Annotated in this window: 32 protein-coding genes; 9 read left to right on the top strand and 23 right to left on the bottom strand. The window is 68.2% G+C overall.

The features are described from left to right. The 23 genes from EEY80_RS10465 to EEY80_RS10355 form a co-directional block, all read right to left on the bottom strand. Positions 1-449: N-acetylmuramoyl-L-alanine amidase (locus EEY80_RS10465; protein WP_205749083.1), on the bottom strand; the 449-nt coding region annotated here is incomplete at its 3' end. A 108-nt stretch (positions 450-557) separates the two neighbouring features. Further along, positions 558-929 (bottom strand): helix-turn-helix domain-containing protein, encoded by a 372-nt coding sequence (locus tag EEY80_RS10460; protein WP_126976512.1) that lies wholly within the window; start codon positions 927-929, stop codon positions 558-560. Continuing rightward, a complete protein-coding gene (locus EEY80_RS10455) occupies positions 926-1,213 on the bottom strand; it encodes a hypothetical protein (protein ID WP_126976511.1) in 288 nt (95 codons plus the stop codon). Before EEY80_RS10455 ends, EEY80_RS10460 begins: the two co-directional genes overlap by 4 nt. Beyond that, positions 1,210-1,455, bottom strand: coding sequence for a hypothetical protein (locus tag EEY80_RS10450; protein ID WP_126976510.1), 246 nt, complete (start codon positions 1,453-1,455; stop codon positions 1,210-1,212). Before EEY80_RS10450 ends, EEY80_RS10455 begins: the two co-directional genes overlap by 4 nt. Next, positions 1,452-1,694: a hypothetical protein gene (locus tag EEY80_RS10445; protein ID WP_126976509.1), complete on the bottom strand. Its 243-nt coding sequence runs from the start codon at positions 1,692-1,694 to the stop codon at positions 1,452-1,454. Before EEY80_RS10445 ends, EEY80_RS10450 begins: the two co-directional genes overlap by 4 nt. Further along, the gene (locus tag EEY80_RS10440) at positions 1,691-1,888 is read right to left on the bottom strand and encodes a hypothetical protein (RefSeq protein WP_126976508.1); all 198 of its coding nucleotides are present in this window, start codon (positions 1,886-1,888) and stop codon (positions 1,691-1,693) included. Before EEY80_RS10440 ends, EEY80_RS10445 begins: the two co-directional genes overlap by 4 nt. After that, positions 1,885-2,337, bottom strand: coding sequence for a hypothetical protein (locus tag EEY80_RS10435; protein WP_126976507.1), 453 nt, complete (start codon positions 2,335-2,337; stop codon positions 1,885-1,887). The genes EEY80_RS10440 and EEY80_RS10435 overlap by 4 nt, the downstream gene beginning before the upstream one ends. Further along, positions 2,337-2,798, bottom strand: coding sequence for a regulatory protein GemA (locus EEY80_RS10430; protein WP_126976506.1), 462 nt, complete (start codon positions 2,796-2,798; stop codon positions 2,337-2,339). Before EEY80_RS10430 ends, EEY80_RS10435 begins: the two co-directional genes overlap by 1 nt. Next, on the bottom strand, positions 2,795-3,034 hold the full coding sequence (locus tag EEY80_RS10425) for a hypothetical protein (RefSeq protein WP_126976505.1): 240 nt from the start codon (positions 3,032-3,034) through the stop codon (positions 2,795-2,797). Before EEY80_RS10425 ends, EEY80_RS10430 begins: the two co-directional genes overlap by 4 nt. Beyond that, positions 3,031-3,279: a hypothetical protein gene (locus tag EEY80_RS10420; protein ID WP_126976504.1), complete on the bottom strand. Its 249-nt coding sequence runs from the start codon at positions 3,277-3,279 to the stop codon at positions 3,031-3,033. The genes EEY80_RS10425 and EEY80_RS10420 overlap by 4 nt, the downstream gene beginning before the upstream one ends. Next, the gene (locus tag EEY80_RS10415) at positions 3,279-3,473 is read right to left on the bottom strand and encodes a hypothetical protein (protein WP_126976503.1); all 195 of its coding nucleotides are present in this window, start codon (positions 3,471-3,473) and stop codon (positions 3,279-3,281) included. Before EEY80_RS10415 ends, EEY80_RS10420 begins: the two co-directional genes overlap by 1 nt. Further along, positions 3,470-4,120 (bottom strand): DUF3164 family protein, encoded by a 651-nt coding sequence (locus EEY80_RS10410; RefSeq protein WP_126976502.1) that lies wholly within the window; start codon positions 4,118-4,120, stop codon positions 3,470-3,472. Before EEY80_RS10410 ends, EEY80_RS10415 begins: the two co-directional genes overlap by 4 nt. Positions 4,121-4,145: 25 nt before the next feature. Next, complete coding sequence (locus EEY80_RS10405; RefSeq protein ID WP_126976501.1) at positions 4,146-4,331, bottom strand: hypothetical protein; 186 nt, start codon at positions 4,329-4,331, stop codon at positions 4,146-4,148. Next, positions 4,328-4,723 carry a hypothetical protein gene (locus EEY80_RS10400; RefSeq protein WP_126976500.1) on the bottom strand — a complete coding sequence of 132 codons (396 nt, stop codon included), beginning with the start codon at positions 4,721-4,723 and terminating at the stop codon, positions 4,328-4,330. The genes EEY80_RS10405 and EEY80_RS10400 overlap by 4 nt, the downstream gene beginning before the upstream one ends. Further along, positions 4,720-5,280: a hypothetical protein gene (locus tag EEY80_RS10395; protein WP_126976499.1), complete on the bottom strand. Its 561-nt coding sequence runs from the start codon at positions 5,278-5,280 to the stop codon at positions 4,720-4,722. Before EEY80_RS10395 ends, EEY80_RS10400 begins: the two co-directional genes overlap by 4 nt. Then, positions 5,277-6,050, bottom strand: a complete 774-nt coding sequence (locus tag EEY80_RS10390; RefSeq protein ID WP_126976498.1) for an AAA family ATPase — start codon at positions 6,048-6,050, stop codon at positions 5,277-5,279. Before EEY80_RS10390 ends, EEY80_RS10395 begins: the two co-directional genes overlap by 4 nt. A gap of 41 nt (positions 6,051-6,091) precedes the next feature. Next, complete coding sequence (locus EEY80_RS10385) at positions 6,092-8,227, bottom strand: transposase domain-containing protein (protein ID WP_126976497.1); 2,136 nt, start codon at positions 8,225-8,227, stop codon at positions 6,092-6,094. Continuing rightward, positions 8,224-9,129 carry a ParB/RepB/Spo0J family partition protein gene (locus EEY80_RS10380; protein ID WP_126976496.1) on the bottom strand — a complete coding sequence of 302 codons (906 nt, stop codon included), beginning with the start codon at positions 9,127-9,129 and terminating at the stop codon, positions 8,224-8,226. The genes EEY80_RS10385 and EEY80_RS10380 overlap by 4 nt, the downstream gene beginning before the upstream one ends. Then, positions 9,126-9,353 (bottom strand): hypothetical protein, encoded by a 228-nt coding sequence (locus tag EEY80_RS10375; protein ID WP_126976495.1) that lies wholly within the window; start codon positions 9,351-9,353, stop codon positions 9,126-9,128. The genes EEY80_RS10380 and EEY80_RS10375 overlap by 4 nt, the downstream gene beginning before the upstream one ends. Beyond that, positions 9,350-9,664, bottom strand: coding sequence for a hypothetical protein (locus EEY80_RS10370; protein ID WP_126976494.1), 315 nt, complete (start codon positions 9,662-9,664; stop codon positions 9,350-9,352). Before EEY80_RS10370 ends, EEY80_RS10375 begins: the two co-directional genes overlap by 4 nt. After that, positions 9,661-9,882, bottom strand: coding sequence for a hypothetical protein (locus tag EEY80_RS10365; protein WP_126976493.1), 222 nt, complete (start codon positions 9,880-9,882; stop codon positions 9,661-9,663). The genes EEY80_RS10370 and EEY80_RS10365 overlap by 4 nt, the downstream gene beginning before the upstream one ends. Continuing rightward, positions 9,879-10,058, bottom strand: a complete 180-nt coding sequence (locus EEY80_RS10360; protein WP_126976492.1) for a hypothetical protein — start codon at positions 10,056-10,058, stop codon at positions 9,879-9,881. Before EEY80_RS10360 ends, EEY80_RS10365 begins: the two co-directional genes overlap by 4 nt. Continuing rightward, complete coding sequence (locus EEY80_RS10355; RefSeq protein ID WP_126976491.1) at positions 10,055-10,303, bottom strand: hypothetical protein; 249 nt, start codon at positions 10,301-10,303, stop codon at positions 10,055-10,057. Before EEY80_RS10355 ends, EEY80_RS10360 begins: the two co-directional genes overlap by 4 nt. 119 nt (positions 10,304-10,422) lie before the next feature. Between EEY80_RS10355 and EEY80_RS10350 the strand changes: the two genes are divergently transcribed. From EEY80_RS10350 to EEY80_RS10310, 9 genes are all read left to right on the top strand, one after another. Then, positions 10,423-11,091, top strand: coding sequence for a S24 family peptidase (locus EEY80_RS10350; RefSeq protein ID WP_126976490.1), 669 nt, complete (start codon positions 10,423-10,425; stop codon positions 11,089-11,091). A 4-nt stretch (positions 11,092-11,095) separates the two neighbouring features. Continuing rightward, the gene (locus tag EEY80_RS10345; protein ID WP_126976489.1) at positions 11,096-11,590 is read left to right on the top strand and encodes a hypothetical protein; all 495 of its coding nucleotides are present in this window, start codon (positions 11,096-11,098) and stop codon (positions 11,588-11,590) included. A 531-nt stretch (positions 11,591-12,121) separates the two neighbouring features. Beyond that, positions 12,122-13,363, top strand: a complete 1,242-nt coding sequence (locus tag EEY80_RS10340; protein WP_126976488.1) for an efflux RND transporter periplasmic adaptor subunit — start codon at positions 12,122-12,124, stop codon at positions 13,361-13,363. 9 nt (positions 13,364-13,372) lie between these two features. Beyond that, on the top strand, positions 13,373-16,624 hold the full coding sequence (locus EEY80_RS10335; RefSeq protein ID WP_126976487.1) for an efflux RND transporter permease subunit: 3,252 nt from the start codon (positions 13,373-13,375) through the stop codon (positions 16,622-16,624). 319 nt (positions 16,625-16,943) lie between these two features. Beyond that, positions 16,944-17,642, top strand: coding sequence for a gluconate 2-dehydrogenase subunit 3 family protein (locus EEY80_RS10330; protein WP_126976486.1), 699 nt, complete (start codon positions 16,944-16,946; stop codon positions 17,640-17,642). A 2-nt stretch (positions 17,643-17,644) separates the two neighbouring features. Continuing rightward, positions 17,645-19,414: a GMC family oxidoreductase gene (locus EEY80_RS10325; protein ID WP_126976485.1), complete on the top strand. Its 1,770-nt coding sequence runs from the start codon at positions 17,645-17,647 to the stop codon at positions 19,412-19,414. Positions 19,415-19,424: 10 nt separating this feature from the next. Then, the gene (locus EEY80_RS10320) at positions 19,425-20,744 is read left to right on the top strand and encodes a cytochrome c (protein ID WP_126976484.1); all 1,320 of its coding nucleotides are present in this window, start codon (positions 19,425-19,427) and stop codon (positions 20,742-20,744) included. A 133-nt stretch (positions 20,745-20,877) separates the two neighbouring features. After that, positions 20,878-21,702 (top strand): 2,3,4,5-tetrahydropyridine-2,6-dicarboxylate N-succinyltransferase, encoded by an 825-nt coding sequence (dapD, locus tag EEY80_RS10315; RefSeq protein WP_126976483.1) that lies wholly within the window; start codon positions 20,878-20,880, stop codon positions 21,700-21,702. A gap of 138 nt (positions 21,703-21,840) precedes the next feature. Beyond that, the gene (locus EEY80_RS10310; RefSeq protein ID WP_126976482.1) at positions 21,841-22,098 is read left to right on the top strand and encodes a GlsB/YeaQ/YmgE family stress response membrane protein; all 258 of its coding nucleotides are present in this window, start codon (positions 21,841-21,843) and stop codon (positions 22,096-22,098) included. Positions 22,099-22,147 lie beyond the last annotated feature (49 nt).

The raw sequence follows: 22,147 nt of genomic DNA, 5'->3' as shown, positions 1-22,147 counted from the left end.
GCGCCGATCTGCGGTTCGGGGTATGGCATCCAGAGCCCGTGCCCGTGCTGACTCGTCTCGATCAGCTCGATCCCGAAGAGCGAGATCGACAACAGCTCTCCCCACCATGCCCGCGCCATCGTCTCCGAGGCCCAGGTCATCCGCCCGGCATTCACCATCTCGATGCCGAGCGAGAAGTCGTTGCATCCGGACCGGCCCTGCCAGGTGGATTTTCCGGCATGCCAGGCGGCGCGGTTCGCAGGCACCTGCTGGGTGATCTGCCCGTCGCGTTCCACCACGAAATGCACCGACACCTTGGCGTCGTTCCGGGCGAGGTAGGAGGCGGCGGCACCGGGGACAAGACGGCTGGCGGTGTCGTGCAGCACCACGATCTCGGGGGCGATCTCGCCGCCCATCCATTGCGCCTCCTGGAAGGGCACGCCCATCAGGCGGTGGTTTTCGATCCGCATCACATCCGAGCCTCCGATGGCTGATATTCCGGGCCGGTCATGCCCAAGCCGACGAGGCCACAATGGCCGGAGGCGCGACGCGAAAACGCCCGCAAGGATTTGCGGGCGTCAGAACAGGCGCATCTGTCGGGGATCGGACGGCGGGTCGGTCTTGCTGCGCTTCAGCCAGGATCTGACCGTCACATCCGTCGCATGCAGTCTGCGGGCGATCTCGGCCACAGGCAAGCCCTGCGACCGGAGCACTGCGGCGATCCACGGCTTGGCCGTCGGCACCCGCCGGGGCAGCAGCTCCTCCGCCAATGCCAGTGCCTTGTCGCGGCCGACCAGCCCCGCCACGCGGTTCCGCGCCTGCGGCGAGGCGGCGATGTAGATCTCCGCGCCCCCGAAGGTCATGAGGAACTCTACCGCAAGATCGAGACCGAGGACGCGGACATAGGGCGCGACATGCGCCGGGGGCGGAGGGATGGGCGCGGCAGTCATGCGATACCACCCGCCACCAGCTCGCGCTGCGACAGCGTCACGGTGAAGAGATCCGCCGGCAGGCCGCTGCCCTCGAGCCTCACCCAGAGGGCCCGGCCGCTGAAGGGCGGCGCGGGATCTCCGAGGCCGATCTCGAGCCGGCCGGACCCGTCCGTGAACAGCCCCTTGAAGACGCCTTCATCGGCGTCGAAAGCCAGCACGCAGCATTCGTCGAGGACGTGCGCGATCAGCGTGTCCCGCGTCGCCAGATCGAGCGCGCGACGCAGCTCCTGTTCCCCGGTCATGCGCGCCTCCGCTTGCGGCCGAGCCGGATGTCGGGGCTGCCGGTCGATACGACGGTCACGACGCGCCCGGCCTCGATCCGGTAGGACCAGCCGTCGATCGTCGTGCCGCAGGCGCCCATTTCGACCGCGCGATCAACCTTGCGCCCGACCTCGTCCCGGATGCCCTCGACATCCATGCCGAGGACCCGCTCGAGATAGCGCAGCAGCGCATGATCGGTGACCACGGCCAGCGGCTTCTTCATGCCTCGCCCCTCAGGTGCCGGCAGCCGGCGATGTCGCAGACCGGACAGACCGCGATGCGGATATTCCCCGCGGCAACGCGAGTATCGCCGACTGGACCGCCGGACGCTGGCGCCAGCCGCAGGGCCTCGCCCGCGATCGCCTTCGCTTCGTCCAGCGACGCGCAGAGCGCGATGCGGGTCATTGCCTGCTCGAGGCGCCGATACCGGGCGTCGAGTGCGCGGACGTCGATCCCGTTCATCGGGTCCCTCCGCCCGGCTTGCGGCGCGGCGGCACCGTGGCGTCGGTGGCGGACTCGGGCTCCTCGAGCTCGTCCCAGGGTGCCGCAGGCAGAGACACGGGCGTTTCGTAGATCTCGCCATATCCGCCCACGCCGGCGAACTTGCGCACCAGGTGGACGCGCTTGCGAAGGGGCAGCACGCCGGCGGGCTTCATCTGTCTGCCCCCTTCCCGGTCAGCGGCCAGTCGGCGCCCCTCGCCACGTTGAAACGAGCCTCCGCACAGTCCGCGGTCTCGCAGCGCACCGAAGCGCCGCCATGCCAGCGGCCCCAGCGGAGGGTGCCACCGCAATTGGGGCAGTCGAGATGACCGACGCACCCGATCGGCAGCGGCGCTGGCAAGGCCGCGACCGCGTTGCCGAGGCGCACGAGGCGGGCCGAAATCCAGTCCTCCCAGGCCGCACGCTCTTCGGCCGTGTACTCGCTGCGGAGCGGGCACTGGCGCGGCGGGTTCCGCAGTTTCTCCGGATCGGGCCAGCAGCTGCGGCTCGCACCCGGAGCGCCGAGATCCATGCCGAGGGCGCAGGTGGGCTCGCCCGCCCGCCGATCGAATGAGTAATGCCGGCAATGGCCGGTGGCCCGCAACGGGCGGTGATAGACGTTCATCACCGGCCCCCGTCGCGATAGGGCACGCCGGCGCGCTGGCACATCGCCTTCAGCGCGTCGAGGATGTCGGCGATCTGGCGATGATCGGTCATCGCGTCGATGTCGATCGGCACCGATCCCCAGACGCTGCCAAAGCGCGAGCGGATGAAGGCGTTGAGGCCGCGCGGCCCCGGCTGCCGCACGACGCCCCGCTCGGCCATCAGCCGCCAGAGCACATGGGCATAGCGGACATCGGCTCGGCGCGCGGGGGGCCGACCCCGACCGCCGCGGGCGGGGGTGCCGAACGGCTTGAAGCCCCGGCACTTGAGCGCCTCGACCACCGCCTGCAGCTCAGCCTCGCTCATGTCGCGCAGCGAGGCCTTGCCGGTGACGGCCAGCTGCAGGTCGTGGCGGGTATCGGCGCCGAGCCCGAGCTCGCGGCAGCCGACATGGATCATTCGCTGAAGGGCACGGTCGGTCATTTCTTCACCACCAGGGACAGCGGGGATTGGGACGGTTTGGGCGGGTCTTCGTTGAAAAGGCGCGCCAGGCGGGCCTGCTCGCCCTGCGCGATGGCCGAGAACATCTCCGGCTCTTCCTCGGCCGTCTCCGCGGCGGCGGCGAAGAGGCGGGTCACATCCGAGTGCCAGCGGTCGCGCGCGGCCAGAAGCCGGTTCGACGCCTCCCGCAACAACCGCTGGAACTCGAGCGGGCTCATGAGTGCTCTCCCGGAACAAGCGAGGTCCGATCGGCCGTGGTCAGCGCCAAGGGCGAATTCGGCCGTGCCGGCTTCAGCTGCTGTCCCGCTTGCACCTCGGCCAGCTCTTTGAGCGCGTGGCCGAGCGCCCACATGTCGCTGGTTTCGATTTCGATGCGGATGACCGCCTTCGCGCCTTTCGAGGTCGACCCGAAAGACTTGAGCCTCAGGGTCTCGTCGGGCGCGCCGAGCAGGTGAAAGCTCATCACCGCCCACCCAGTGCCAGGCCTGCCGCAAAGAGCAGGATGATCGATGCCGCGAGTCCGATGGCCGAGAGGATCAGGGCGGCCCGCGCGCCGGTGCTTTCCTTGGTGAGCGACCAGCTGACCGCGACGGCCAGGACGAAGGTCGGGATGAACAGAAGCAGGGCCGCGGCCAGCAATACCCACCCCATCGTCAAGCCCTCGCCAGATCGATGGTGACAGCCTCCCAGGGCGCATCCGACGCCGCCCGGCGGTAGAAGCGCACGTAGCTCTTCGAGCCGACCACCCGCATCGCGTCGCGGATCGCCTGCATCGCCTGCTTCCAGCGCGGGTCGGAGATCTCCAGCCGCAGCAGATGATAGAGCGCCGGCCGGTTGATCTGGCCTTCCTTGTCGGTGTTGAAGGCGCGGGTGATGACGGCTCGAAGCTCTTCGGCCGCACCTGCGCTCCACTCGGTCAGGCATTCGTCGACGAGCGTCTTCGCGACCTGCAGCTCGGGGCCAAAGACCACGTGGTCCGCGACCTGGACGGTGATCTTGTAGAGCCCGTCATAGCTCATCAGCGTCTTGTTGCCCTTCCGGCCGCCGATGCCCGTTCCATAGCGCTCGGCGATCAGATCCTCGAAGGCCCCGAGGTTTTCGAAGAAGTGCCCCAGGAAGCGCGACAGCTGCTCGGAGAGCGCCACCGCATGGCCGATCTCCTGCCGCACCAGCTCGTCCTCCATGACGTGCTGGGGCTTGACGATGGCGAGCGGCAGCTTGGCGCCGTCGGGGCCTAGGATGTGCTCGACGCCGTCCAGGACCGTTCGGCCGGACGGGATCTGCGCGGGCGGGTAATGGGTCATTGAAAGGCTCCTTTCAGGAGGGGGATCATGCCTCTGGCGCTTTGGCGCCGGGCGGTATCGCTGGGAGGCCGAGGAGCACGAGAGCGAGCGCCATAGCCTCGATCTCGTCCTGGCTCAGCATGGTCAGGCCGCGGGTGCCCCAGTGGTCCACCTTGCCCAGCGCGCGGGCGGCGGTGCTCAGGACACTGCGGGCGGTGGGTACCTGCGTCATTCCGGTTCCTCCTCGGGCTTGCGGCAGCGCGGGCAGGCGCTGCAAGCGCGGTACATCCGCACGCGGAGGGCGTTGACGTTGACGAACTGGCGTTGCTTGTCCCGCCAGTCGCGGCACTCGTTGGTCGGAATGTGGCCAAGCGCCGGACAGGTGACGGTCGCATTGCGGAACACGCCTTCGAAGAGGTCCTGCACCGCCTGGAGATCGCCCGGGTATTTCCGGGCGAGGACCTGGCTCACCAGCGAGCCAGAGCGGCCGAGCCGTCCGGCCACCTTGCTCTGGCTCATGCCGGGACGCGCGCATTCCCGCGCCAGCGCGAGCACCCACTCGGGCAGCTCCGCGCCCCATGCCTCCTGCGCCCGCTCGACCGGGGTCTTGCCGGCGGGGCTCATTTCGAGGCTCCTGCGATGTGCACATATTCGCCGAGGTTCGGGTCGAGGACCGCCCGCACCCGCTTCTCGACCGGCGCCTCGGGGCCGGTGTTGCGGATCAACCGGTAGGTGGCACGCCGCCGCGGCGGGCGGGCCTTTTCCAGCACCCGCAGATACCCGCCTCGTAGCAGCAGCTGGCAATATGCGCTGGCATCGGCCTCGCTGACCGGGGTCTCGGGGGTGTTGGCGTGGATCGCGATGTCGAGGGGCGTGAACCGCTGCAGGAGGCGCGCCGCAGCCCACATGTTCCAGAGCGGGTCGGGAGAAAGCGGTTGCGTACTGTTGACCTGCTGCTCCTCGGCTTTCGCGACCTGGTAGAAAAGCCTCGTACCCTGCCGCTCCAGGAAGGTGATCTCGCCATTCCTCTCCCAGACGGAAATGTAATGGCGAACGGTGATCGGGCTCACCTTGAGCGGTGCCGCGATATCGGCCGCGGTGAACCTGCCGAGTTCGCACGCTGTCTTCCACGCACGCCGGTAGTTGTCGCTGTTGTAGCCGCGGACGATCTGATCGCTCATGCAATTTCCCTCCGCGCGCCGGGGATCACGCGGAACTCGCGGCGTGCCGGGGGGGCCTCGCCGGAAAAGAAGCGCCGGCTGCCCCATTCCTTCCGCCCCACACGCTCCACCGCGAGGGTGCGAGCCAGTTCGGCAAGCCGGTCGAGATTGACGCAGATCCGACGGATCGAGCCCGCCGACTGCCGCACCAGCTCCTGCCGAAGATCTTCCTCGATCTCGAGGCCGGGGCAGTAGACCGGCGCTAGGTGCAGCAGGTCGTGCATGTCGCCCGGCTCGGCCGCAACCCAGTCCAGCATCCGGCCGTGGACCCGTTCCCAAGTCTGCAACTTCTGCGGCAGCCGCTCTTCGCCGATCAACACGATCGCCGCGCCCGAACTCTCGTAGATGTCGCGGACCAGTTCGACCATGCGCCGGTCGATCAGATGGTCGGCCTCGTCGATCAGGAGCGGGCGCCCGGTGCGGGCCAGTTCCTCGCTGATCTGGTCGACCATGTCGGCCGTGATGCGGGCAGGCTTCAAGCCGAGGTCGATCAGCACTGCCTCGCAAAATTTCTTCGCGGTCCAGGTGCTCTTGATCTGGACCGTGTAGGCGCGAAACTTCGTGGTGGCGTAGACGCAGGCCGTGCTCTTGCCGAACCCGCTCGGACCGTAGAAGGTCGCCATGCCGGGCAGGCCGTGGCCCCGGCCCTGCACCCGATCGATCAGGGCCACGAGGGCAGCCACATTGCGCAGGGGTGCGACGCTGCCATACAGGTGCTTTTCTTCCCTCATCCGTTTCTTCTCCTTTGCTCGGTCCCGCTGCCGCGGGGGCCTCATCCGAAAATCGCGTCCCCGAAATCGTCCCAGATCATCTTCTCGGCCCGGTATTCTGGGGTGGTCTGGTAGGCGCGGAGCCAGCGCTGCTGGTCGGCCGTCGCCTCCGACCCGCCGCGCGCCAGGGCACGCTCCAGTTCGAGCGCGCGCCGGAACCGCTCCCGGGGAGCTTCCTCCGGCCGCTCCGGCGCGCGGCGACTGGCAAGGTCGGCCACCACTGCGGCATGGGCCGCATCGATCTCGGGCGCGGCGACAGGTGGCGCCGGCGGCTCGGCGCGACGGAAGACCGGGCGCACCACCTTGGCTTCGGGCGGCGCTGCGCCTGTCACGATCGGCATCGAGTTCAGAACAGCCCCGATCTCCGACGCCTTGAGCTTCCGATGGGCGGCGAGCGCCAGCTTCTCGGCGGTCAGCCAGGTCTTGCGCGCCTTCGAATGCGAACGCGCCTCTGCCATGTCCATGAACCCTGCCTTGTCGCGGCAGGGCGCCTCGCCGAGGTAGGAGTTGTCGGCGCCGTAGATATGCAGCCCGGCCCAGAGGTCGGCGGGATCGAAGCGGATGATGATCTGCTGTCCTGCGATGTCGGCCATCCAGGGCGCCCAGTATTCGTTCTTGCGGAAGCGGACGAGGCCGGTCCTGCGGTTCGCGGTCAGCCCCTCCGCCCCGAGCAGCCAGAGCCTCCGCTGTGCCTCGGTCGCCTTGCGGATCGGCGCGGTCGCATAGCTCTCGTCGAAGACCTCTGCGAAGGACCGGCCATAGGCCACTTCCGACCGCCTTCCCTGCCGGGTGTTGTGCTCCTCGATCCCTTCGGCGAGGACCGACAGGAAGGCGTCGAGATCGATGACGCGACTGCCATAGTCCTCGGGCTTCGCGTCGGGACGATTGCCGGTGTAGGCGCCATCGAAGCGGGGATCCTTGGCGATCGAGTCGCACATATCGCGAAACGCGCGTTCGATCGGCTTCGACTGGCCCGAATAGGGCGTGGCCCAGTGGATCTTGCAGCCCAGCGTGGTGAAGAGACCGGGCACGTCGCTGGGACGCACCTTGAAGCGGTAGCGCGTGGGTGCGCCGCCGGTGAGAGCCTTCGCCGCGAACTCCCGACCGTTGTCGAGCAGGATGTGCTCGGGAATGCCCCAAGTCTCGATCATGTCGCCCGCGGCCAAGGCCACGGCGGTCGAGTTGGGCGTCTGGTCGACGCGCCAGGCGAGGATGCGGCCGGAATGGATGTCCTGGAAGGCCACCATCTGGGGACGGCCGACATAGGGACGCTCGTCTTGTCCGAAGTCGCCGGGCCAGCGCACGAAGACGTCGAACTTGTGGAAGTCGGCATTCACCACCTCCATGGCGTGGAGCGCGGTCTTGTCCCGGACCTGGCTTGGGTAGAGGCGCTTGAGCGCATCGAGCCCCTTGCGCGCCAGCACCTGCGTCGCCTCGCTCACCTCCGCGTCAAGCCTGCGGCGAAGAGTGCGCTCGTCCGCGAAACTCCAGCCCTTCTCTTCCGCCACGCGCACCGCCCGCCGGAAACAGCTGCTGAAGGACGGACCGGCCGGACGCAGATAGTCCGACTTGAGGAACTCCATGAAAGCGAGGTCGACCGCGGCCTTCGCCGGCCGGCGCTGGACCGCGCGGTGACGAGGAGCCAAATAGGCAAGACGGTCATCGAGCCGGACACCCTCGACCAGGTCGAACCAGTTCCAGATCGAGCGAGCGGCGATTTTTTCCAGCCGGGCGACCGTGACAACCGCAAGGTTCTTCGTGTGCCCCGCGGAGGCCAGAGCCTCGACCTTCTGCAAGGTCAGCAGCCGCGAGCGCGCTTTCGCCTTCACGCTCTCGGGCAGCTGGTCGAACCACTGCCAGGCAGCGTCGCGGTCTTTCGATACCGCTGGTATCTCAACGCTCGCCAGAATTACCTGGGCCAGCAATCGCTGCTGCGCGCGGGCGGGGAACAACTTCCAAGAGTATTCCCACCCGCCGCCACGGCCGGTCCGCCGACGGGCGAGGTCAAGGTGGCCGCGCCAGTTCAGGCGCTTCGCCAGCGCCTCGACTCCCTGTTGGCTGGACGGCATGTCCGTGAGGTTTGCCGCAGCGATCTCTGCCGCAGTCCACCATTCCTGCGCGGGCGCGATGCGGGTCATTCTGCGGCCACCGCCTCTGCCGCGGCTGCCGTCTCCTCCGCCGCCTCGGACCAGTTGTTGAGCGCGGCGCCAGAGTTCTGTGCGTGCCAGATGTCCCGCGCGAATTCGAAGAGGAACCGCTTGCGGGCCGCAGCTCCGGCCCGCGTCCAGGCATCCGACAGGGCGCGGAACTGCGTGTCGACGGGGTCCTTCACCGGGGCTTCAACGCCGGCTTCAACGCGCAGTCTCTTCCGCGCGGCGGCGGCGGATTTGGCCCGCCCCTCGGCCAGCGCAGCGACGATGTCCATCCGCTCGCCGTACTCGGCTTTCCCGATCACCTGCAGATCGGCGAGCGTCACGGCCCCGGGGGCGTCGCGCAGCCGCTTGACGTCGTGGGGGGTCAGGGCGCTCCCAGCCGCAATCATCCGGCGCACATGGCGATCCGTGAGGTTGAACTTCTCGGCCGTAGCGGCGGCGAAAGATCGAACGGACATTGTGTCCGCTTGAAACACTGCGCTGCGCCGATCTCCGCCGTGCTTGGTCTCCGGGTGCAGCCGCTCGTAGACCTCTTTCCGCCGGGCCAGAAACACCGCGGTGTCCAACGCGTTCATCTCGGCCCCGGCCAGGTTGTCGTCGATCTCCATCAGTCGCGCCCAATCGTCGGTCACGTCCGCCCAGACCTTCGCCTCGATTTCCTCCCATCCCAGACGTCGGGCTGCCTCCAGCCGATGCGCCCCGGCGATCAGCACCAGGGTGCCGTCTTTTTTCTTCCGGAGGTGGATCGCGTCCTTCATGACGCCCGTTTCGGCGATCGAGGCGATCAGGCTCTGCACGCCCGCTTCGGACACCGGCCGCAGGCGGCTGATCTCGCGCACATCGGCAACAGCCACCCGGCTCGTCTGTATCAGGATCGGGGTCTTCATTCCTTGGGTGCCTTCGTCATTGTGTAGTAGAAGCGCCGCGCGCCGTTCACGATCTGCGCCTGGCAAATGATCTCTGCCCCGTGGAACCGCAGTTCTGCGATGCAGGCATTCACCGCCATCACCCGCGCCCGCCGCACGATGTCGCGCGTCGTATGGGGCCTGCCGTCCTTCAGCAGGGTCAGCACCCGCTGCAGCCGAGGCGAGGCGAGCGGTGCCGCGTTCATCTGAGGCCCGCGCGCCCCGAGGAGTGCGCGGCCTTCCGCATCGCCGGCAGGCCGGGCGCCCGCTCGCCCCAGGCCACGGCCTCGCCCCTGCTGCAGATCGGGCAGAGCCGGTCGTGAATACCCTCGCTGGCGAAGACCCGGTCGCACTTGAGGCAGGGCCGGTCCTGTGGCGCCCGGGTGGTCGAGAGGCGGGCTGCAAAGGCCTCTGCCGTCTCCCGCCGGACGAAGACCGGGCTGACCCGCTCTCCGCCGCTCGTCACCGTCCAGCCGAGCGGCCGCTCGACCACGCGGAACTGCTGCTGATCCATCATCGATCCCTCCGGTTCAGGAAGTTGAGGAGCGCCGCCAGATCGCCGGTGGCGCGCAGCGCCTTCAGCTCGGCGAGGATGCCGTCGACGGCGCTCACATAGCCGTCGGTCGCCTGGTCCCGGGCCTCGCCGGGCTGCGCGGGATCGGACATCAGGTGATCCGCCGCGATGGCCTCGGTCACCAGCTGGTTGATGCGCGCAAGGCGCTTGGCGGGGCTCATTGCAGCACCCCCGCGGCGACCACGAGCGCGATGCCGGTCAGCATGAGACAGAAGGCCCCCAGCAGATCGCCGATCCAGCATGCCTCGATCCTCGCGTTCAGCCGGACGAGCCAGCGCCAGCCGGTCGAGTAGATGAACCGCGCCACGCTGGGGCGCAGACGGGACAGGCGCATCATGCGGCCTTCTCTTTTGTTTTCGGTGGACGGGGGATGTCGTGCGGCCAGTCCAGGTCGGCGGGCCAGTGGTCGGAAAACCACTGCATCACCAACTCGGCCTTCCTGAGGGTGCAGCTGGTGGTGGCACCCTTGAGCCCCGGGAGCCACTTGCCGTCGTTCGCGGCATAGGTCGAGACGGTCGACAGCTCGAGAACGAGGTGCCGACCGTAGAGCTCGCCAAGTTGGACAAGGTGTTGCTTGTTCATGTTCGCTCGCGTCGGAGTATTCTCCGATACTATAAGCGGTGTTTTCTCCGATTTGCAAGCGCGCAACTTTTCGGTATTTTCTCCGAATCGTGGAGACCGCTGAACAAACCCTTGCCGCGATGATCGACCAACGCCTTAAGGCATTGGATACGAACGCTTTTGCGTTCGAGCGATCACACGGACTTCCGGCGGATGCCGTGCGGAGCGTGCTTCGCGGCAACAAGAAGTCAGGGACTACGCTCAACCGGGCTCAGCAGCTCTGCGACGCGCTCGGGATCGAGCTCTACATCGGTCCTCCTCGGTCTGATGATGCAGAACCCAAGGCATCGCCAGACGAGCAACGAAACGCGATCCTGTGGTTCCAAGAAAACTTCGGCATCGTGAAGGCGTACGAAGCCGACATGTCAGCGGGCGGCGGATCGACCAACAGCGCCGAGGTCGCGGCCTCAGGCGTGGCTTTCCGGCGGGATTGGCTGAAACGGTTGGGGATCAGCCCTGATCGAGCCTGCCTCGTGAGAGTAAAGGGCGACAGCATGGAGCCTGGCCTGCACGATGGGGACTCGGCTCTGATAGATCAGTCCAGGACATCCATCAGGACCGGCCACGTCTACGCATTTAATGATGTCGACGGGAGTACCAGGGTAAAACGCCTCGAGGTTGTCGATAAGTCTGGTGTAGCCCTTCGCTCTGACAATCCGGAATACAAGCTCGAGTACCGAATGGGATATGAAGCGAACCGGCTCAGTGTGATCGGACAGGTTGTTTGGTCCGGCCATGTTTGGAGATGATAGAATGCGCCTTGCCTTCATCGTCCTTTTTGCTCTTTCTCCCGCCATTGCAGCGGCAGACGAAAGAAAAGAAGCGGCTATTCATTGTCTTGAAGCCGTCACGAGCGGCGATTTCGTAACTGCTGCGCAAGTTGCCGAGGGAATTAAATCATGGAGCTACGAGTTTAACTTCGAAACCGTGAGACTCGGAGAGCAGTGCCTGAATTCCGCCCTTGGGGAGGAATGGCTGTACTCTTCTGTTGCAGGAAAAATGGTCACTCGCACCGCGGCCGCTGCAATGACTGAAGAGAGCGTCGAGAACAGCAGCCTACGCGAACAGCAAGAAGCTGCCGCTCGTGTCGAGCGTGTTACGCAACTCGAGAGGGAGGCTGACGCTCGCTTCGAGCTGGAACGACGGATACTTGCGGCGTGTCGCACTCTGTTCCTGAGGGATGAGGTCGAAGCACTGACCAATGAGGTCTGTGTGCCCGTCTTCCGAGTGACGGGCCTTCCCGATTGACGGGTCCCGAAGACCCAGTTGTATGTTTCCGGTCGCCGGCTTCCCCGATCCCGCCAGCGTAAATCTATAAATTTCCGGTGGTTAGCCGCAACCTACAACTGGCGTCCGAACATACAAGCCCGGTTGTAGGTTCCGCGGCGCCCGTGTCGCGCCCTACGGCACGGAATGCCCTTGTTTCTTTGGCGTTTAAGCCTGCTTCAACGACCTGCGACAGATCGCCCTCGATCGCCCCCGGCGCGCGCTTCGCGCCCTCTACTGCAAGAATGCTCGCCAGCCCGAGCGCCTCGCAGCATCGCAGGCAAGCCGTTGTATCCCCGCCCTTTTTCGAGTCTTCCCGGCTGATCCCACCTGATCCCGGTTCACTGCAGGAATATCTGTCAGCGCACAGCCGCGCCTCCACCCCACCCGCGGAATTCCTTTCAATGTGACAGAAGAATAATGTACCATCGGGTTCAGTTCCAGACAGGAGCCTTGTCCGCCGTTCCGGTCCGTCACCGCCGCCTTCCCTGTTCCTCCTGTTCGGGTTGTCCGATGCCCTGCCTCCTTCCCGCCCTGCGGCGTGCCGCCGCCCGCGCCTGTCTCGCCGGCCTGACCGCCGGCTGCCTCGCCGTCCTGCCCGCCTCGGCGCAGGAGGCGGCGCCCGATCCCGCGGCCCCCGGACCCTCGACCGAGGTGCAGCTTCCGGCCATCACCGTGGCCACCGTCGCCCAGGCGACGCTGCGCGACCGCGTGGTGGCGACGGGCGAGATCGCGCCGGTGGAGACGGTGCAGGTGCAGCCGCTGATCGAGGGCCAGCCGATCGAGGCGCTGCTGGCCGATGTAGGCGACCGGGTGGCGGCGGGCCAGCCGCTGGCCCGGCTGTCCGATGCCTCGCTGACGCTGGCCAAGGGCCGGCTGGTGGCCAGCCGCGCCGCCGCCGCCGCCGCCATCGCCCAGGCCGAGGCGCAGCGGATCGAGGCGCAGAGTTCCGCTGACGAGGCGCAGCGCGTCCGGCGGCGGACCGAGGATCTGCGCCGCGACGGCACCGCCTCGCAGGCGGCGCTGGATCAGGCGGTGGCGCAGGCCGAGGCTTCGCAGGCCCGGGTCACCGCGGCGGAACAGGGCCGTCTGGCCGCCGAGGCGCAGCTGCAGGAGGCCGAGGCCCAGATCGCCGACATCGACCTGCAGTTGCGGCGCACGCTGATCGTGGCGCCGGTGGCGGGGCTGGTGACGGCGCGCAACGCCCAGGTGGGCGCCATCGCCACGGCCGCGGCCGGGCCGATGTTCACCCTGATCCGCGACGGCGCGCTGGAGCTGCGGGCCGACGTGGCCGAACAGGACCTGTTGCGGCTGGCGGAGGGGCAGGCGGTCACGCTGCGCCCGGTGGGGCTGGCCGAGCCTCTGGCCGGCCATGTGCGGCTGGTCGAACCCTCGGTGGACAGCGCCACCCGGCTGGGCCGGGTCCGCATCGCCGTCGATCAGCCCGAGCGCGTGCGCCCCGGCCTGTTCGCCGAGGCCGAGATCCTGGTGGCGGAACGGCAGGCGCTGGCGGTGCCGGCCGCCGCGATCCGGCGGGACGACGGGCAGAACGGGACCGGGGGGCAGGATACCGTGCTGCGGGTGGCCGCGACGGGCGAGGTGGAACGGGTCGAGGTCACGACCGGCATCCGCGACGGCGCGCTGGTCGAGGTGACGGGGCGGCTCTTCGCCGGCGACACCGTGGTGGCGCGCGCCGGCGCCTTCGTGCGGCCGGGCGAGAGGGTCTCGCCCGTTCCCGCCCCAGCGACGAATTGAGGGCACGGGATGAACTTCTCCGCCTGGTCGATCCGGAACCCCATCGCCCCCATCCTAGCCTTCGTGCTGCTGATGGTGCTGGGCTGGCAGTCCTTCAACACCCTGCCGATCACCCGTTTCCCCAATATCGACGTGCCGCTGGTCGCGGTGACGGTAACGCAGGCGGGGGCCGCCCCCGCCGAGCTGGAACTGCAGGTCACCAAGGAGATCGAGGATGCGGTGGCCGGCATCGCCGGCGTCAAGCGCGTGTTCTCGAAGGTGACGGACGGGGTCTCCACCACCTCGGTCGAGTTCCGGATGGAGGTGCCGACGGATCAGGCCGTGCAGGACGTCAAGGACGCGATCGACCAGATCCTCGGCGACCTGCCCGGCGATGTCGACACCCCGATCGTCAGCCGCATCGACGTCGAGGGGCAGGCGATCATGACCTTCGCCGTCTCCTCCCCCGACCGCACCATCGAGGAACTGTCGTGGTTCGTCGAGGATGTGGTGCGGCGCGACCTGCAGGGCCGGCCCGGCATCGGCCGGATCGACCGCTATGGCGGCGCCGACCGCGAGATCCGGGTGGAGCTGGACCCGGTGCGCATGGACAGCTTCGGCATCACCGCCGCGCAGGTCAGCCAGCAGCTGCGCGCCACCAATGCCGACCTCGGCGCCGGGCGCAGCACGCTGGCCAGCGGCGAACAGGCGATCCGCCTGCTGGGGGATGCGCGGGCGGCCGACGACCTTGCCGCGACGACGATCGCCCTGCCCTCGGGCCGCTTCGTGCGGCTGTCGGACCTCGGCACCGTGGTGGACGGGTATGAGGAGCTGCGCTCCTTCAGCCGCTACAACGGCGACCAGGTGGTCACCTTCGCGGTGTTCCGCGCCAAGGGCGCCTCCGAAGTGTCGGTGGCCGAAACGGTGGAAGAGTCGCTGGCGGCGATCCGCGCGGCGCATCCGGGCATTGCCATCACCCCCGTGGACGACACCGTGGGCTATACCTACGGCAATTACGAGGCGGCGCTGCACACGCTGATCGAGGGCGCGATCCTCGCGGTGCTGGTGGTGCTGGCCTTCCTGCGCAACTGGCGCGCGACGCTGATCGCGGCGATGGCGCTGCCGCTGTCGGCGGTGCCGACCTTCTGGGTCATGGACCTGCTGGGCTTCTCGCTGAACCTCGTCAGCTTTCTCGCGATCACGCTGGCGACCGGGATCCTCGTCGACGATGCCATCGTCGAGATCGAGAACATCGCCCGGCACATGGGCATGGGCAAGTCGCCCTATCGCGCGGCGGTCGAGGCCGCGGACGAGATCGGGCTGGCCGTGATCGCGACGACGCTGACCATCGTCGCGGTCTTCGTCCCCGTCTCCTTCATGCCGGGGATACCCGGGCAGTATTTCCGACAGTTCGGCCTGACCGTGGCGATATCGGTGCTGTTCTCGCTGCTGGTGGCGCGGCTGATCACGCCGATGATGGCGGCCTACCTGATGCGCGGATCGGACGCGGATCACGGGCATGAGGGCGCGCCCGACGGGCGGGTGATGCGGGCCTACAGCCGCGTCGTGCGCGCAACGATGCGGATGCGCTGGCTGACGCTGGCGGCGGCGATCGGCGTCCTCGTCGTCTCGCTGCACTTCATGCTTCAGATTCCCGGCAGCTTCATCCCGCCCGAGGATGTCAGCCGCATCTCGCTGTCGGTGGAACTGCCGCCCGGCGCCGCGCTGGAGGATACCGACGACACGACCGAGCAGATGCGCGAGATCATTGCCGGGGTGGAGGGCGTGCGCGACGTCTTCGTGCTGGGCGGGTCGTCCCCCGTGGGCGACCTCGACATCCGGTTGGCGGCGATCAGCGTGCTGCTGGAGGATCTGGACCATTCGCTGGTCAACCGGCTGCACGAGATCGGCCGCGGCCTGCCGCTGGTGGGCGGGCTGCTGCCGCCGGTGCAGCACGAGGGCCGCACCCGGCCGCAACATGCCATCGAGGCCGAGATCTTCGACCGGCTGGCCGCCGTGCCCGACATGCGCGTTTCGAAGCTGAACGACCGGGGCGAGCGCGACATCTCGTTTTCCGTCCTCGCCCCTGACGCGGCAACGCTGAACCTTGCCGTGGCGCGACTGGAAGGCGCGCTGCGGGGCGATCCGCTGCTGGCCAATGTCGCGACCTCGGGCGCCCTGCCCCGGCCCGAGGTGCAGATCCGTCCCCGCCGGGACGAGGCGGCCCGGCTGGGCGTCTCGACCGCCGCGATGGCCGAAACCATCCGGGTGGCGACCATCGGCGACTATGACGCAGCGCTGGCCAAGGTGTCGGTCGACGACCGGCTGATCCCGGTGCGGGTGCAGGTGGACGAGGCGGTGAAGGACGATCTGGACCGGATCGCGGCGCTGCGGGTGGCCACCGCCGCCGGCACCACCGTGCCCCTGGGCGCCGTGGCCGAGATCGCGCTGGCCGAGGGGCCGAGCCTTGTGGACCGGCTGGACCGCGAACGCCGCGCCACCATCGGGGCAAGCCTGCCGCAGGGCGTGGCGCTGGACACCGCAACGGCCCGGTTCCGCGAACTGGCGGCATCGGTGGACCTGCCCGCCGGCGCCCGGATCGAGGAGGCGGGCGATGCCGAGGTGCAGCAGGAACTGCTGGTCAGCTTCCAGAACGCGATGATCATGGGGCTGATGCTGGTGCTGACCGTGCTGATCCTGCTGTTCGGCAGCGTGATTCAGCCCTTCACCATCCTGCTGTCGCTGCCCCTGGCCATCGGCGGGGTCGCGGCGGCGCTGATCCTGACGGGCAGCCCGGTGTCGATGCCGGTGCTGATCGGCATCCTGATGCTGATGGGGATCGTGACCAAGAACGCCATCCTGCTGGTCGATTTCGCCATCGAGATGCGCGCCCGCGGCCTGCCCCGGTTCGAGGCAATGGTCGAGGCAGGGCGCAAGCGGGCGCAGCCCATCGTCATGACCTCGATCGCGATGTCGGCGGGGATGCTGCCCTCGGCGCTCGGGGTCGGCGAGGGCGGCACCTTCCGCGCGCCGATGGCCATCGCGGTGATTGGCGGCATCATCATGTCCACGATGCTGTCGCTGGTGGTGGTGCCCTCGTTCTTCCTGATCATGGACGATCTGGGCCGGGTCCTGGGCTGGCTCTTCGGCCGGCTGATCGGCCCGAAAGAGGACGAACCCGCCGCCCCCGATCCGGCGACCCTGGCGGCGGAGGTGGAGGCGGTGAAGTCCCGGCTGTCGCGGCTGGAACAGCCGGGCGACCTGCGGCACGCCGCGGAATAGGCGCCGCGGCCGCCCGCCCACCCGCCGATCACGGGTCCGTGATCTTCCGGAACGATTTGCTCACGGGATCGTTGCCCCCCTGAACAGGGGGACGGCACGCCATGGCCCGACGCATCTGCACCCCGCGCCCCGGTCGCGCGGTCGAGGTCGACGCAGCCGTGGCGTCCGCGATCCGGTCGGATGGTGTCCAGCTGCGTCGTTCCCCCCTCCCCGGCCGCCCCAGCGCCCTGCCCTTCCTCGATCCCGGATAGGCCCTGCCCCTGCCAGCGACGCGCCCCTCGCGGGGCAATGGGCAAGCATCAGGGACAGGACGAGACAGATGCCACTACCGGACTGGAAGACGACCCGCCGCGGATTCATCGGAGGCGGGGCAGCGGGTGCCGCGCTCGGCGCGATGGCGCTGCGGGTCGAGGCGCAGCAGGCGGAACCGCCGTCGCTGACCGAATACACCCCCGAATTCTTCGGCGCCGAGGAATGGGCCTTCGTGATGGCCGCCTGCGCGCTGCTGATCCCCTCCGACGACAGCAGCCCGGGCGCGATCGAGGCGCGGGTGCCGGTGTTCATCGACCTGCAGATGACGGGCGAGTTCGGCGCGGCCAGCGACTGGTACATGGAAGGCCCGCACGATCCTTCGGCCGATCCGTTGCTGGGCTACCAGTCGCCGCTGACGCCGGCCGAAATCTACCGGCAGGGCATCGCCGCGGTGAACGACTGGTGCAGCCGCAGCCATGACGCGGTCTTCGCCGACCTGCCGCCGGAAACCCAGCTCGAGGTGCTGACCGCGCTCGACGCGGACGAGATCGAGCTCGCACCCGAGATCCGCGACTTCTTCAACCTGCTCCTGCAGAACACCAAGGAAGGCTTCTTCGCCGACCCGATGTATGGCGGCAACCACCGTATGGCCGGCTGGCTGCATGTCGGCTTTCCCGGGGCGCGGGCAAGCTACCTCGAATGGATGGACAAGCCCGGCGTGCCCTATCCGCTGGGACCGGTGGCGATTTCCGGGGAAAGGGGCTGATCATGGCGCGCACCGACCCGAAAAAGGATGTGGTGATCGTCGGTCTCGGCTGGACCGGCGCGATCATGGGCATGGAACTGGCGAACGAAGGGCTGGAAATCCTCGCGCTGGAACGCGGCCCCGACCGCTATACCGTGCCGGACTTCAAGTATCCCGACGTCATCGACGAACTGAAATACGGCATCCGCTTCGGCTTCATGCAGAAACCGCGCAACTCGACCCTCACCGTCCGCCGCGGGCTGGACGAGGTCGCGCGCCCCTACCGGCAGCTCGGCTCGTTCCTGCCCGGGGATGGCGTGGGCGGCGCGGGCATCCACTGGAACGGCCAGACCTGGCGCCCGATGGAGGAAGAGTTCCGCCTGCGCTCCTATGTCGAGGAAAGCTTCGGGGCCGAGATCATCCCCGAGGACATGACGATCCAGGACTGGGGCGTCACCTACGAGGAGCTCGAGCCGCATTTCGACCGCTTCGAATACATGGCCGGCATCGCCGGGCAGGCGGGCAACATCCAGGGCGAGATCCAGGAAGGCGGCAACCCTTTCGAGGCGCCGCGGTCGCGCGGCTTCCCGCTGCCGCCGATGAAGCAGGGGCTGGATGCGCAGATGTTCGCGGATGCGGCGCGCGGGATGGGGCTGCATCCCTTCCCGCGCCCGGCGGGCAACGCGACGGCGCCCTATGTGAACGAATACGGGATGCAGCTTGGCCCCTGCAACTATTGCGGGTTCTGCGAACGCTATGGCTGCCTGAACTATTCCAAGTCCTCACCGCAGACCTGCATCCTCGACGCGCTGCGCCGCAAGCCGAACTTCAGCTACCGCGTCAATTCCGAGGTGCTGCGGGTGGAGCTGGCCGAAGACCGGCAGACGGCCACCGGCGTCACCTACTGGGACGAGGAGGCGCAGGAAGAGGTGTTCCAGCCCGCCGACATCGTGCTGCTCTGCGCCTATCAGCTGCATAACGTGCACCTGATGCTGCTGTCGGGCATCGGCCAGCCCTATGACCCGACGACGGGCGAGGGCGTTACCGGCAAGAACTATGCCTATCAGATGAACGGCGGCACGACGCTGTTCTTCCGCGAGCATGACTTCAAGCCCTTTGCCGCCGCGGGGTCGAACGGCATGTCGATCGACGACTATGCGATCAACCGCATCGACTTTGCCGCCGAGGGCTTCATCGGCGGCAGCTATATCACCGCCGGCATCTCCAACGGGCAACCGATCCGCGGCATCTCGCTGCCGCGCGGCACGCCCTCCTGGGGGCCGGAGTGGAAGGCGGGCATCCGCGAATGGTACGGGCATGCGATGTCGATCGGGTCGCACGGGTCGAACATGTCCTATCGCGACTGCTATCTGGACCTCGATCCCACCTATACGGACCGGCACGGCCGCCCGCTGATGCGGATGACCTTCAACTGGAAGCCGAACGACATCCGCATGACCCAGTTCATGCGCTCGAAGATCGAACCCATCGCCGAAGCGATGGCCCCCGACAGCTGGCAATCCTCCTACAAGGCCGAGGGCGCGCAATACGACGTGCGCCCCTACCAGACCACGCATAACGTGGGCGGGGCGATCATGGGCACGGATCCCAACACCTCGGCCGTCAACCGCTATCTGCAGGCCTGGACCCAGCACAACGTCTTCTCGCTGGGCGCGGGCGCCTTCCCGCAGAACATCCAGTACAACCCGACCGGGGCCGTGGGCGCGCTGGCCTACTGGACGGCAGAGGCGATCCGCCGGGATTACCTGCCCAATCCCCGGCCGCTGATGTGAGGGTGCCGCAATGATGACCTTTCTCCGCATCCTCACCGCGCTGGTCCTGATCGGGATCGTCGCCCTTCTGGCCTTCATCTTCGTGCCGCCGCAGGTCACCGGCCCGCAGACGGCGCTGACCGCCGACTGGCAGCCCGAAGAGGGCGCCGGCGAATACACCATGCGGCTGGCCGATTGCGAGGCCTGCCACACTGCCGAGGGCGGCACGCCCTTTGCCGGGGGCCGGCCGATCGAAAGCCCGCTGGGCACGATCTATTCGACCAACATCACCCCCGACCCCGAAACCGGGATCGGCGACTACACGCTCGACCAGTTCCGCAACGTGCTCTACGACGGGCTGCGCGAGGATGGCGCGCATCTCTACCCGGCGATGCCCTATGCCAACTACCGCCGCCTGTCGGAAGAGGATGTCCGCGCGCTCTATCACTTCTTCATGGAAGAGCTGGAGCCGGTGAGCGCCCCCGACCACGAGAACGAGATGCCCTTCCCCTTCAACCAGCGTTGGGGCATCCGGGCGTGGAAATGGGTGGGCCTGGGCGAGGGCAACCTGTCCTCGGAGGATCGCGGCGCCTATCTGGTCGAGGGGCCGGGCCATTGCGGCGCCTGCCACACCCCGCGCAACGCGGTCATGGCCGAAAGGGGCTACACCGCCGACGACCCCGCCTTCCTGACCGGGGGCGAGATCGCGGGCTGGACCGCGCCGCCGCTGCACGGCCCGGCCAGCGCGCTGCGCGGCTGGAGCGACGAGGACATGAAACTGTTCTTCGCCTCGGGCCGGAACGACCATGTCGGCGTGAATGGCGAGATGGCGCTGGTCGTGCGCGACTCGACGCAATACTTCCGCGACGAGGATCTCGACGCGATGGTGGCCTACCTGAAGGGGCTGGGCCAGCCCGCCCCCGCCACGGCGGCCGCGGCCGATGCCGGCGGCACGCAGGCCGTGCTGGAGGCGGCCGATCCGGGCATGGCGCTCGGGCCGCGGCTCTATCTCGACAACTGCAATGCCTGCCACTTCACCAATGGCCGGGGCGCCGACCAGGTCTTCCCGGAACTGGACGGCAGCTCGCTCGTCACCGCCGCCTCGCCGGTGGGCCTGATCGAGACGATCCTCTGGGGCGCGGAACTGCCCTCGACCGAGGCGCGGCCCTATTCGCTGCGGATGCCGGGCTTCGCCGACCGGCTGAGCGACGAGGAGGTGGCCGAACTCGCGACCTTCCTGCGGGACGGCTGGTCCAACGATGCCGGTCCGGTGACGGCCGACGCGGTGGCCGAACGGCGGCAGGACGACACGCGCGAGCCGTCGCAGCAGCCGCAGCCCGCGCAACGCTGACCCGGTTGCACCGAACGACGGAAAGGGGCGGTCCGCAGGGGCCGCCCCTTTCCGCATGTCCCGGTCCCGCGTTGCGCGGTCGGACGGGCCGGTCTATAGCCCGGACACGCCGACCCTGACCCGAGGAGACCCCATGACCACCGCCGCGCTGGAAGCCGCCATCGAAGACGCCTGGGATGCCCGCGACACGATCACCCCCGCCACCGCGGGCGACACCCGCGACGCGATCGAACAGACGCTGGCCGCGCTCGACGCAGGGACCCTGCGCGTGGCGGAACGGCGCGGCACGGACTGGCATGTGAACCAGTGGGCGAAGAAGGCGGTGCTGCTCGGCTTCCGGCTGAAGGACATGGAACCGCTGACCGGCGGGCCGCAGGACAGCAGCTGGTGGGACAAGGTCGACACCAAGTTCAAGGGCTGGGGCGACAACCAGTGGCGCGAGGCGGGCTTTCGCGCGGTGCCGGGCGCCATCGTCCGGCGGTCGGCCTTCATCGGCCGGGGCGTGGTGCTGATGCCCTCCTTCGTCAACCTCGGCGCCTATGTGGACGAAGGCACGATGGTCGACACCTGGGCCACGGTCGGCAGCTGCGCGCAGATCGGCCGCAACGTGCACCTGTCGGGCGGCGTCGGCATCGGCGGCGTGCTGGAACCGATGCAGGCCGGCCCGACGATCATCGAGGACGACTGCTTCATCGGCGCCCGGTCCGAGGTCGTCGAGGGCGTGATCGTGCGCGAGGGCTCGGTGCTCGGCATGGGCGTCTTCATCGGCAAGTCGACCAAGATCCTCGACCGCGAGACGGGTCAGGTCTTCTATGGCGAGGTGCCGGCCGGATCGGTCGTCGTGGCCGGCTCGATGCCGTCGAAGAACGGCGTCCACCTCTATTGCGCGGTGATCGTGAAACGGGTCGATGCGCAGACCCGGTCCAAGACCTCGATCAACGAACTTCTGCGCGACTGACCGGGGATCGTCCCTCCGGACAGCCGCACCGAAGGCCGGAAAACATCCGGCGCAGGGAACCAGCCCCCCGCCCGCGCGTTCCGCCGCAGGAAAGCCGGGGGGCTGGCCCCGGCTGCATAACTTCGGGAGTACGGGACAATGGAAGGCCTCGGCTGGATCCTGACGATCATCATCGGCGCGCTTGCGGGCTGGATCGCGGAAAAGATCATGAAATCGGACCACGGTCTGCTGATGAACATCATCCTCGGCGTCGTGGGCGCAATCGTGCTGAACTTCATCCTCGCGGCCATCATCGGCTTCGAGGCCTATGGAATCATCGCCAACCTGATCGTGGCGGTCATCGGTGCCTGCCTGCTGATCTGGGTGGGCCGCCTGATGCGCGGCCGCCGCGTCTGACGCGGGCGCGACCGGCCCCCGGGCCGTGAGGCAGACAACCCGCCCCCGG

Source organism: Frigidibacter oleivorans, from assembly GCF_003993775.1.
GTDB lineage: Bacteria > Pseudomonadota > Alphaproteobacteria > Rhodobacterales > Rhodobacteraceae > Frigidibacter > Frigidibacter oleivorans.
The sequence above is the reverse complement of the archived record's forward strand: the minus strand, read 5'-3'. Positions and strand labels throughout refer to the sequence as shown.